This is a genomic window from Halolactibacillus sp. JCM 19043 (assembly GCF_001310395.1).
In the GTDB taxonomy this organism is placed as follows: Bacteria; Bacillota; Bacilli; order Bacillales; family Amphibacillaceae; genus Halolactibacillus; species Halolactibacillus miurensis.
This window is the reverse complement of sequence record NZ_BAXD01000057.1, coordinates 1-10,095: the sequence shown is the minus strand read 5'-3', so window position 1 is coordinate 10,095 and position 10,095 is coordinate 1. Positions and strand designations below refer to the sequence as shown.

14 protein-coding genes and 1 pseudogene are annotated in these 10,095 nt (G+C 34.2%); 2 read left to right on the top strand and 13 right to left on the bottom strand.

Annotated features, from left to right (window positions below; translation table 11 throughout):
• Nucleotides 1–122 precede the first annotated feature (122 nt).
• The 11 genes and pseudogenes from JCM19043_RS15240 to JCM19043_RS15200 all read right to left on the bottom strand — a co-directional run bounded on the left by JCM19043_RS15240 (nucleotide 123) and on the right by JCM19043_RS15200 (nucleotide 8,060).
• Entirely contained in the window at nucleotides 123–371 is a 249-nt protein-coding gene (locus tag JCM19043_RS15240; RefSeq protein WP_062323859.1) for a thioredoxin family protein, read from the bottom strand.
• 67 nt (nucleotides 372–438) lie between these two features.
• Nucleotides 439–1,428: a permease gene (locus JCM19043_RS15235; protein WP_062323857.1), complete on the bottom strand. Its 990-nt coding sequence runs from the start codon at nucleotides 1,426–1,428 to the stop codon at nucleotides 439–441.
• A complete protein-coding gene (locus JCM19043_RS15230; protein WP_062323855.1) occupies nucleotides 1,428–1,769 on the bottom strand; it encodes a metalloregulator ArsR/SmtB family transcription factor in 342 nt (113 codons plus the stop codon). Before JCM19043_RS15230 ends, JCM19043_RS15235 begins: the two co-directional genes overlap by 1 nt.
• Nucleotides 1,770–1,998: 229 nt before the next feature.
• On the bottom strand, nucleotides 1,999–3,669 hold the full coding sequence (locus tag JCM19043_RS15225; RefSeq protein ID WP_062323854.1) for an FAD-dependent oxidoreductase: 1,671 nt from the start codon (nucleotides 3,667–3,669) through the stop codon (nucleotides 1,999–2,001).
• 34 nt (nucleotides 3,670–3,703) lie between these two features.
• Nucleotides 3,704–4,783, bottom strand: a complete 1,080-nt coding sequence (gene arsB, locus JCM19043_RS15220) for an ACR3 family arsenite efflux transporter (protein WP_062323852.1) — start codon at nucleotides 4,781–4,783, stop codon at nucleotides 3,704–3,706.
• A 30-nt stretch (nucleotides 4,784–4,813) separates the two neighbouring features.
• Nucleotides 4,814–5,158, bottom strand: coding sequence for a helix-turn-helix transcriptional regulator (locus JCM19043_RS15215; protein WP_062323850.1), 345 nt, complete (start codon nucleotides 5,156–5,158; stop codon nucleotides 4,814–4,816).
• A gap of 39 nt (nucleotides 5,159–5,197) precedes the next feature.
• Nucleotides 5,198–5,353, bottom strand: a pseudogene (locus tag JCM19043_RS16175) (arsenic metallochaperone ArsD family protein); the annotation flags it as partial.
• Between the two features lie 68 nt (nucleotides 5,354–5,421).
• Complete coding sequence (gene arsA / locus JCM19043_RS15210; protein WP_062323848.1) at nucleotides 5,422–7,158, bottom strand: arsenical pump-driving ATPase; 1,737 nt, start codon at nucleotides 7,156–7,158, stop codon at nucleotides 5,422–5,424.
• A 13-nt stretch (nucleotides 7,159–7,171) separates the two neighbouring features.
• Nucleotides 7,172–7,264, bottom strand: a complete 93-nt coding sequence (locus JCM19043_RS18330; protein WP_255349979.1) for a hypothetical protein — start codon at nucleotides 7,262–7,264, stop codon at nucleotides 7,172–7,174.
• Nucleotides 7,265–7,299: 35 nt separating this feature from the next.
• Nucleotides 7,300–7,536, bottom strand: coding sequence for an arsenic metallochaperone ArsD family protein (locus JCM19043_RS18325; protein WP_255349978.1), 237 nt, complete (start codon nucleotides 7,534–7,536; stop codon nucleotides 7,300–7,302).
• A 263-nt stretch (nucleotides 7,537–7,799) separates the two neighbouring features.
• Nucleotides 7,800–8,060 carry a hypothetical protein gene (locus JCM19043_RS15200; RefSeq protein ID WP_062323846.1) on the bottom strand — a complete coding sequence of 87 codons (261 nt, stop codon included), beginning with the start codon at nucleotides 8,058–8,060 and terminating at the stop codon, nucleotides 7,800–7,802.
• A 232-nt stretch (nucleotides 8,061–8,292) separates the two neighbouring features.
• On the opposite strand from JCM19043_RS15200, the gene JCM19043_RS15195 reads away from it, so the two are divergent.
• On the top strand, nucleotides 8,293–8,880 hold the full coding sequence (locus JCM19043_RS15195; RefSeq protein ID WP_062323844.1) for a recombinase family protein: 588 nt from the start codon (nucleotides 8,293–8,295) through the stop codon (nucleotides 8,878–8,880).
• A 28-nt stretch (nucleotides 8,881–8,908) separates the two neighbouring features.
• The gene (locus JCM19043_RS15190; protein WP_062323842.1) at nucleotides 8,909–9,298 is read left to right on the top strand and encodes a hypothetical protein; all 390 of its coding nucleotides are present in this window, start codon (nucleotides 8,909–8,911) and stop codon (nucleotides 9,296–9,298) included.
• A 211-nt stretch (nucleotides 9,299–9,509) separates the two neighbouring features.
• Here the strand turns inward: JCM19043_RS15190 and JCM19043_RS15185 are convergent, their stop codons facing one another.
• Together JCM19043_RS15185 and JCM19043_RS15180 are read right to left on the bottom strand one after the other, a co-directional pair.
• Nucleotides 9,510–9,746, bottom strand: coding sequence for a hypothetical protein (locus tag JCM19043_RS15185; protein WP_062323840.1), 237 nt, complete (start codon nucleotides 9,744–9,746; stop codon nucleotides 9,510–9,512).
• Complete coding sequence (locus tag JCM19043_RS15180; protein WP_062323839.1) at nucleotides 9,740–10,039, bottom strand: hypothetical protein; 300 nt, start codon at nucleotides 10,037–10,039, stop codon at nucleotides 9,740–9,742. Before JCM19043_RS15180 ends, JCM19043_RS15185 begins: the two co-directional genes overlap by 7 nt.
• Nucleotides 10,040–10,095: the final 56 nt, after the last annotated feature.

Sequence of the window (10,095 nt, the reverse complement as noted above, 5' to 3'; positions counted from 1 at the left end):
TAGATAAGATTGCAAGGTATATCGTTTTCTATAATACTGAATACAAAAAGCAACAAATTAGCTGGTATAAGTCCTACTAAAGGCCATATTCACACCAACGAACTAGCTGCTCAATATTAACTTTAATTTTCTGGAGTTGCTATATTTATGAGTTTTTCAATTTCTTTTGTTTTTGGCACTCTACCAGATACAACAACTTTATCATTAATCACCAAAGCTGGCGTCCGCATAACGCCATATTTTTGAATCTCAATACTATCTGTTATTTTTACTAATTCAAAATCAACAGAGAGAGTTTCTAGGGCATCTTTCGTGTTTTTTTCTAACTTTTCACATTTTTTGCAACCTGGTCCTAATATTTTAATTATCATAATTTATCTTCCTTTCTAGTTGGGCAAGTGTCAAAAACAAATAATGCTTGTTGTGTATTTCAAAATTTTAAATAAGGAACCAATTAAAAGAAATGCCAATGGATAGAATCCCGATTAAGCAAATTAAAATAAATATCCCTAGTAATTTAGGTTTCACTACTTTACTTAGCATAACCAGGGAAGGAAGTGATAGTGTTGTCACAGCCATCATGAAAGCAACAAGAGTACCTATTGGGACACCTTTTGAAAATAATGCTTCTGCAATTGGCAATACACCGAATATATCTGCATATATAGGAATACCAATTAATGTCGCTAAGAAGACCGAAATGACATTGTTATTTCCTAATGCACTTTGAATGTAACTTTGTGGCACCCAGTTATGAATACCTGCTCCAATAGCAACACCAATAAGAATATAGGGCCAAACTTTCCCAGCTACTTCTTTCACTTGTTCTATACCAAAGTCTATACGCTGCTTGAAGGTTAATTCTTCACTAAATATATCCTCTTCTTCCATATCTCTGATATAGTCTTGTACCTGATCATTCATATTTAATTTATCAATGACGGTACCTCCTACTACAGCCAACATCAATCCTACAAGAACATACATTATGGCTACCTTCCAACCAAAAAAAGACATTAGCATGATGATTGACGCGATATCTACCATAGGTGAGGAAATTAAAAACGAGAACGTGACTCCTATAGGAAGTCCCGCAGTGGTAAATCCGATAAATATAGGAATACTTGAGCAACTACAAAAAGGGGTGACTGTTCCAATCAAAGCACCTAGAAGGTTCCCTTTCCACCCTTTCATACCTCCTAACAAAACCTTTGTTCGCTCTGGTGGGAAATATGATTGTATAATCCCCATAAGAAAAATAAGCACGGAAAGAAGGATAAAAATTTTGACTGTATCAAATATAAAAAATTGAAGGCTTTGTCCCAATTTTTCATCTAAATTTAGTTTAAAAATTGTTTGAACAATCCACCCAGCTAAATCATTTAGCCAAACCATTCTAAATAATTGATCATTAATAAAGGTCAACATTACTGATCGCCTTCAATCAGATAATCAAATTTATCAATCTTACTTAGATCTGTTAAAAATAGCTCTTCATGACTACTATAATCTTTAACAGTATTTAAAATAGCAATAAGAAATTTATCTTCAACAATTTCATACTTTGTAAATTTCCCATCTGGAATTCCTATAACTAAGTTTAAATCTCTCATTTTACTTAGATGCTTTGATAGTTTACTCTGAGGAGTATTTAAAATTTCTTGTAATTGACACACACACAATTTTTTTTGAAGCAATAATAATCCCACTCTTAGCCTAGTTGGATCAGAAAAAGCTTTGAAAATTTTTATAGATTCTAGTTCATTCACACGCTCACATCCTCATATCCGAATTCGTTCATATAAATTATATAATAATAATTAGCTTACTGTCAATATGTTTTATCAAACATCATGTTTATATTACTTAAAGAGTAGAATTATTAAAGATAATAGATAAATTCATCTGATAAGCGATTAGGTTTCTTTTATATATAGCGTTTATATGTGAAAAACTCCTAGCACTGTAAGAGGTGCTAGGAGAAAAAAGAGAACAAAGTTATTTACTATATTTTTTTTCTATCATTTTGATATGATTTTGAAAATTTTTATTTCCACCTGATAAATTGTAGACTTTTTTAAATCCATAATTGATTAATACATTTTGAGCAGCATTCCCAGTGACACCTTTGTTACAATAAGTGACTGTTGTTACGTTTTTATCTAGTTCAACATTTCTTTCCCTTAATTCAGCTAATGGAATATGAATAGCTCCTTTGACATGTGATTTTTCGAAATCTTTTTTAGAACGCGTGTCAATGATTTGAACTTTTTCATTCCAATCTAGACGATTTATTAAATCAGCTGGTGTTATCAACGGGTTTCGCTTTAATGCATTATCTAAAACCATGCCGGTGTATAATATAGGGTCTTTCGTTGTCGCAAATGGTGGCGCATAGGCTAAATCTAAATGGAATAAATCTTCGGCTTTTGCTTTAAAGGTGATAGCTGTTGCAATTACGTCAATTCGTTTATCGACCCCGGCTTTTCCTATAACTTGCGCACCTAAGATACGACCTGTTTTTTTATCTGCTAATGCTTTGATTGTTAATTCTTTTCCACCTAAATATTCGGCGTGATCTGGCTTGATATTATATAAAACTTCAACATCATAACCTTCTTTTTTCGCTTCTTTTTCGGTTAGACCTGTTTGACCAACATGTAACTCAAAAATTCTGAAAATTCCTGTTCCTAAGACACCTCTGTGCTCTAAATCACCACCAGTAATCACGTCTCCAGCAATTCGTCCCATTTTATTAGCCGTAGATCCTAATGGACGATAGATAGGTTTTCCTGTAATAACGGAGAAGCTTTCTGCTACATCCCCAACTGCATAAACATCTGGAAGATTGGTTTGCATTTTGTTATTGACCGCAATTGCTCTTGAATCTCCCAGTTTTACGCCCATTTCTTTAGCTAATTCTGTGTTTGGACGTACACCTGCTGATAAGATAACGATATCTGGTTCGATTGTAATGCCGTTTGTCGTGATAACTCTCTCTACTGAGGTTTTCCCTTCAATTATTTTTACAGTATCGCCAAGAATCAGATTAACGCCTTTTGCACGCATATGTTCTTCAATGTGGAAAGTCATATCTGCGTCCATAGGAGGCATCACTTGATCTTCTAATTGAACGATTGTTACTTCTAATCCTTTATGGATTAATTGTTCTGTCATTTCTAAACCAATAAATCCAGCACCAATAATCAATGCTTTTTTAGGTTGTTTAGATGAATAGGCTCCAATATCTCGTGCGTCTTGAATGGTTCGAACTTGGAACACATTATCATACTCTTTTTGATTAAATGGAGGTGGAGTGAATGGAGAAGCCCCTGTAGCAAAAACCAATCCATCGTAATTGTCTTGTTTCTTTTCTCCAGAAACAAGATCCGTTACTTCTAACTGTTTGTTGGCCGGATCAATGCGTGTCACTTTATGTTCAGTGAAGACTGAGACATTGTATCTCTTTTTAAACCACGCTGCATTTCTAGGAGTTAAGGCACTCAATTCTTCCACTTCCTCACCAATGTGATAAGGAATACCACAAACCGAATAAGAAATATCTTTTCCTTGATCGTATACGAAAATTTCAGCTTCCTCTGTATTTCTTCTAGCTTTAGCTGCGACAGATGTACCCGCAGCGACAGATCCAATAACGACAATTTTCATTTTTTTGCCTCTTTTCATTTAATCTAAACAACGTTTAATATTCATATCCGTCGAACCAATGTTTTGTTTTATTTGAAAATTTGACTAATAAAAGCATAACAGGAACCTCTACTAATACTCCTACAACGGTTGCCAATGTTGCTCCAGAATTCAACCCAAATAATGCAATTGAAACGGCTACGGCCAGCTCAAAAAAGTTGCTTGTTCCAACCATGGCTGCGGGTGCTGCAATTGAAAAAGGTAATTTACAAGCTTTAGCACCGCCATAACCAAGGAAGAATATTACAATATTTTGAATAATTAAGGGAACAGCAATTAATAAAATATGAAATGGATTACTTAAAATCCGTTCACCTTGGAACGAAAAAATAATAACAAGGGTTAATAATAATCCTATTCGGGTTGTACCATCGAATTTATTTACGAACTCTTTTTCAAAATAATGGTCACCTTTTTGCTTAACGACTTTTTTTCTGACAACAATTCCCAAAACTAAAGGAATAACAATAAAGACAAAAATGGAAAGTAAAAGTGTATTGATAGGGACAGATACGTTACCTATGCCCAATAAAAGTGCCGCTATTGGAGCATATAAAAAAAGAACTATAATATCATTAATAGACACTTGCAATAAGGTGTATGCTGGATCACCTTTTGTTAGTTCACTCCAGACAAATACCATAGCCGTACAAGGTGCTGCCCCTAAAAGAATTGCACCAGCTATGTATTCATTGGCTAGTTCTGGACTTAAAAAGGGTCTAAATACCACCAGAAAGAAAAAGGCGGAAATGGCATACATTGTAAAAGGTTTAATTAACCAGTTTACTGCTGTAGTTAAGATTAATCCTTTTGGTTTTTTTGTTGCATTTACAATACTGCTAAAATCAATTTTTAACATCATTGGGAAAATCATTAACCAAATTAAAATAGCTGTTGGAATTGAGACATTATAGTACTCAAATTGACTTAAAAAATTAGGAATTGCAGGAATAAATTGTCCTAGCACTACACCTATAATCATTGATAAAGCAACCCATAAACTTAAATATCGTTCCCAAATCCCGATTCCACTTTTCTTATTTAATACTTTTTCTTTTGACGCTGAATCTTTCATGATTTTCCTCCAATAATCGTATTTAATCTTTTAATGAGAAACAAAAGAAGTTAAATTTATTACTTCTTTTTGAATGCCTTCAGACTCACAAATACATTCAGATGAATGTGTTAACAAATGAATGGTTTCTTGAATATATTGTTGGGTTACTTGCTCATTAATTGAGTAATGTTGCCATGTTCCTCTTTTTTCGGCTGTAACTAAGCCAGCTTTTACTAATATTTTAATATGGTGAGACAATGTAGGTTGAGTAAAATCAAAATGTTTTAAAATATCACACGCACACATTTCTCCGCACGACAACATATCCAGTATTTTTGCACGTTTAGGTTCAGATAAAGCTTTAGTAATTTTTGCGAATTCTTCATAATTCATTCTCATGTTCCTTTCTATTGGTAAAAAGATAGCTCTCCTTTATTCCAAGTTTAAATCTATCAATTCAGAAAGTTCTTTATTCGTTGGGTATTTTTCAAGCTTCACAATTTTAGTGTCATTTAATGCTGTTACTGGCAAACAGTTAACCCCATTTTCTTGGATTAACTGCGTTATCGCTTGATTTCGGACGAATGAATCAGGACGGGATCTTCATAAAGAGTTATTTTAGCCACTTTTATTTCCTTGCCTTCATCTAACTTATTCTAAAATAGTGCTATAGATTTTCCTTTCACTTCAGGAGAACTCCACTCTACTACCGCAAAATGATTATTCGATAGTTCTGCTACTTTATTAATCCACGTAACTTCACTTTGTGCACGAGCTTTGAGCACTTCATTTGTTGTGCCACTCGTTAGCATACTATTGTTTATTACCCACCAAGTATGAGCGATTTTGGCACGATCTAAATCTTCTTGTAGACGTATAGATTCATAGACGGGCGTATTTTCAGGTAGAGTAACCATGACAACTTCTGTTTGTTCAGGATCTTGTAAGACTGGCAACAGTCTGCGAACGGACTCAGGAACTTCACCAGAAGTTCTTTCGACTTCTTCAGCATAACTTTTAGAGGAATCTAACAACAATAACGTGTGTCCAGTTGGTGCAGTATCAATAACAACTACATCGCAATCAACTGTAGCAACAATCTCTGCAAATCGTTTGAAAACGGCTATTTCTTGAGTACAAGGCGAGCGTAGATCTTCTTCAACATACTCTAGTTCTTCAGAAGACATTGTCTTACGAGCAGTAGCTAGAACTTCTTCCTTGTAATCCTGTAATTCTTTTTTCTCGTCAATATGGCTCATTTTAATATTTTCTGATTCAGTAATCACAAATTTCAAATGAGCTGCGGGATCTGTTGTTGCTAAATGCACCTTTTTCCCTTTAGCTGCCAATCCTGTTGCCAGTGTAGCAGCAATCGTTGTTTTTCCAACGCCACCTTTACCCATAGTGAAAACAACTTTTTTATTTGTTCGATCTAACTCATTTATGATGTGTTGTAATCTAGGGTAATCCATTAACTCTGGAGCTTCTACGACTGCATTTGTTTGATCTGATGTTAACAGTAATCGTAAGTTCTCAACGCCGGTTACATTATATGAGCGTAAAGGAACGATGAATGTTGAAAATTGTTTTAAATTTTCAGGTATATTTTTTAACGTTAATTGTTGTTCATCATAAATTTTTTGAGAGACACTGTCTGTAGATCTTTCTAACAATCCATTTATAATTAATTTTTGATTTAATATACCGATTTCTTTTAATTCTTCAGAAGCTCTATTCGCTTCGATAAGGGGTCCATTTTGTGGACGTGTCACTAACATTAAGGTTGTTTTTGTACCCTCTGATAGTGTATTTACTGCGTGCTTATACATTTCTTTCTTATCACCAAGTCCTGAAAGCTGACCCATACATGATACACCAGTAGTGTTTTCATCTAAGAAGTTACTCCACGCAGAGGGCAATTGCAACATTCTTAATGTGTGTCCCGTAGGGGCAGTATCAAAAATAATGTGATCATATCGAGCTTCAACTGCTGGATTCGTTAAAAATCCAGCAAACTCATTAAAAGATGCAATTTCAACGGTACAAGAACCTAATAATTGCTCTTCCATATTGGCTACAGCTGAATCTGGCAGCACCCCTCTATACGGACCAACAACACTTTCCATATAGTCACGTGCAGCAGTAATTGGATCAAAGTTCGCTACGGTTAAGCCTTTCACTTCTGGAATTTCTAAGCCATCATTCGTTAACTCTTTATCAAAAACATCTTGTAAATTACTAGCAGGATCCGTACTCACTAACATAACGTTCTTTCCACTATCCGCCAATGAAACTGCGGTAGCACAAGCGGTAGATGTTTTTCCTACGCCACCTTTACCAGTAAAAAAAAGATATTTTGTAAGGTTTAATTGTTCTGGTTGATAATTTTTCATTTTTAAAATCCTCCTAACAACATTCTGAGTTTGGTCCACAACAGCCACCGTCATTTGATCCCATTGGGACAAATCTTACTCCTGTAAAAGCTGTTATTTCTTCCATTGAAGGGTATTCTCCAAATTTTACTACTTCGCCATTTAATAGTGTTGCTGCAATGCTTCAGCGCCCTTTTCTTTCAATAATTTACTTATTTGTTCGTTTTCTAAAAATACTTGAGGACTACTAGATAAATTGTATCTTTTAACTTGAAACCCCTCTAATGTATCTAAAGCGTTCATAACTGATGTAATTTGTAATAAAGCTTCATTTACAGCTGGCCCACACACCCCTGTGCTACAGCACATTGCTGGTTCAAATAATGCTAATTCTGTCATAATTTTTTGCTCCTCTGTAGAAAATTTATTTGATTATACATAGATAAAGTTCTATATATAATATAGAACTTTATCTATGTATAGTCAATAAAAATAATTTTGAGTAATTATACTAGCTTGATTTTCTGCGGCTAAGCTCTAAAATTACTGCTGGATAGCAAAAAAAAGAACTTCAAAATATCAAGGTTCTGGATACACGATTCTATCCCACAGAGAGACCGATGATGACCAAGGTAAAGAGAGTTTTTCTAAAGAGGCCCTTTTCAGGAGAAAGAAACAAGGTGGGCAAAACCATGATACTGACCATTAATCCCAAAAACCCTAATTTTATATAAGGATTTTTTTCTATCTACATTTAGTGTAAAAAAAGCTACTAAGAAAAGAAGCGAAAGGGAGAAGAAAAGATCTGTCAGTGGAGATAGCAAGGTATAAATACTTATGTAAAGGACACTGATGAGTAATGAACTTCCAAAAAGAAAATATGCTTTCATTTTATTTTCTCCATTTATTTGTCCTAAAGGCATCTTCAATGGTATCAGCTAGTGAACTACTCCTACCACTTACCACCCTTACGGGTTGCTTGAAGAGGGAGACTTCTTTCGGAAGTGCGTTAAACCAAACCCTTTTAAAATATAAAATATACATCACACCTTTTTGTATAGTCATAACTTAACAGTTTCGACTATGAAATTAAAGTGTGATAGAATCAGTATATAGAGTTTGGTCAAAACACTTAGTCAAAAGTGAGGTGATATTTTGGAGTATGGATATTGCAGAGTGTCAACGAATGGTCAATTTGCACATGGTTCATCTTTGCAGGCGCAAGAAGAAGCTGTTACAAAGGCTGGCGCAAAAAAAATATACAAGGATGTTTATACAGGGACAAGCAAAGACCGACCTAATTTCCAGGAATTATTAAATGTTCTATCACAGGGAGATACGTTAATTGTTACTAAGCTCGATCGCTTTGCTCGCTCAACTATTGAAGGAACAAAAATTATTAAAGAATTATTTGAAAAAGGGGTAACTGTAAAAATATTAAACCTTGGAACAATCGAAAACACTCCTAACGGGCGACTAATTTTTAATATTTTTATGAGCTTTGCAGAGTTTGAACGGGATATGATTATGGAACGAACACAAGAAGGAAAAGCCATTGCTAAGCAGCGACCAGACTATAAAGAAGGGCGACCGAAAAAGTTTAAGAAAGCACAAATCCATCATGCACTAGATTTACTCGAGACGCATAGCTATAAACAAGTTGAGGAGCTAACGGGAATTAGCGCAAGTACACTAACTAGAGCTAAACGAAAAAGAAAGCAAGAAATAAATAAATATAATTGAAAAACATACTATCAAGGAGGGCACGTTGATGTATTTTATCAATAATAGTCACGAAAAAAATTTTAATCATCTTACACAAATGGTTTTTAGAGCATCGAATGATGTTGAGTACCAGGTACTTTCCTATGTTTTAGCATTACCTGAAGTTTATAATCGCTGTATTGAAGATCCGTTACTTCATGAATCACCATACGCATGGATTTATGATTATAAGGATGTTTCTTATACAGAAAAAGACGGTGACGAGTTAATAGAAGTATTCGACATAGAATATAAAACAGATAAAAAAGGCGTACCTGTTTATAGTGATGCATACTCGGTACTACCTACAAGCTATAAAATCATATTAGACGTAGGCATAAATTTGTTTAATAATCGTGAGCAAGATTTCACGGTTATGGATGGCCTAGGCACATGACGATAAGTTATTCAAAGTATTTCTTCAGCTCATTTTAATTAGAAAATCTACCCGTAACATGCCTGGTGTAAAAATAACCCTACACTAAAGAACATATTCATGAAGGAAACGATTATCATAGGGTCTCAATTTCTAAACTATTTAATGCACCTTATATTCACTCAGAAGATAGAAAAGGCCTTGAATAAAAGCCTTTCTATCTTCTTTTTAATTAGATGGTAGATAAGAAATCTTCATAGGTTAAGTAGTATGAAGTTAAAGAAGAGCCTTCTTTAATGTGCATATAAATAGCCCATAAACGTAATGCGCTTTCTTCAGATAATTTATTATATATAATCTGTTCTTGTTCTGAATCAATATATCCTAAATCATATAAATCAAAACAATTATTAAGTGATTCGCAGAGTTCCTCTAGCGATTGGTATTTATTTATGATATTTCCTAACATTTTTCTTTGTCAAAAATATTAATAGCCTGGCTCGCATTCTCATGCTTTTCATATCCGATATTGTCAAATAAAAATTTAATTATAGCTATCTCTTCATCTCCGTAGATTGTTTTAAATGTACACTGTTTGTTTGTTCTACAACCGATTTCCACATCTACATCTGTTTCCTCTAATAAAATTTCTAAACAGGTGTCAACGTTATCAGCTTGTATCACTGTTATGATTTCCTCGCTTTGTGTTTTAAGAATGAAATTTTGTTCTTCTTTCTCTAGAAAATAAATGGTTTTTGTCATGCTTTTTCCTCCTTGATTTTTCGTTTGTCATGCCCCTGAAACGAAATGTGTTCCCG

What these genes read in the sequence shown, in the direction of transcription:
- JCM19043_RS15240 (WP_062323859.1), bottom strand. Translation starts at nt 371, where the DNA reads ATGATAATTAAAATATTAGGACCAGGTTGCAAAAAATGTGAAAAGTTA.
- JCM19043_RS15235 (WP_062323857.1), bottom strand. Translation starts at nt 1,428, where the DNA reads ATGTTGACCTTTATTAATGATCAATTATTTAGAATGGTTTGGCTAAAT.
- JCM19043_RS15225 (WP_062323854.1), bottom strand. Translation starts at nt 3,669, where the DNA reads ATGAAAATTGTCGTTATTGGATCTGTCGCTGCGGGTACATCTGTCGCA.
- arsB (WP_062323852.1), bottom strand. Translation starts at nt 4,783, where the DNA reads ATGAAAGATTCAGCGTCAAAAGAAAAAGTATTAAATAAGAAAAGTGGA.
- JCM19043_RS15215 (WP_062323850.1), bottom strand. Translation starts at nt 5,158, where the DNA reads ATGAATTATGAAGAATTCGCAAAAATTACTAAAGCTTTATCTGAACCT.
- arsA (WP_062323848.1), bottom strand. Translation starts at nt 7,158, where the DNA reads ATGAAAAATTATCAACCAGAACAATTAAACCTTACAAAATATCTTTTT.
- JCM19043_RS18330 (WP_255349979.1), bottom strand. Translation starts at nt 7,264, where the DNA reads ATGGAAGAAATAACAGCTTTTACAGGAGTAAGATTTGTCCCAATGGGA.
- JCM19043_RS18325 (WP_255349978.1), bottom strand. Translation starts at nt 7,536, where the DNA reads ATGACAGAATTAGCATTATTTGAACCAGCAATGTGCTGTAGCACAGGG.
- JCM19043_RS15200 (WP_062323846.1), bottom strand. Translation starts at nt 8,060, where the DNA reads ATGCCTTTAGGACAAATAAATGGAGAAAATAAAATGAAAGCATATTTT.
- JCM19043_RS15190 (WP_062323842.1), top strand. Translation starts at nt 8,909, where the DNA reads ATGTATTTTATCAATAATAGTCACGAAAAAAATTTTAATCATCTTACA.
- JCM19043_RS15185 (WP_062323840.1), bottom strand. Translation starts at nt 9,746, where the DNA reads ATGTTAGGAAATATCATAAATAAATACCAATCGCTAGAGGAACTCTGC.
- JCM19043_RS15180 (WP_062323839.1), bottom strand. Translation starts at nt 10,039, where the DNA reads ATGACAAAAACCATTTATTTTCTAGAGAAAGAAGAACAAAATTTCATT.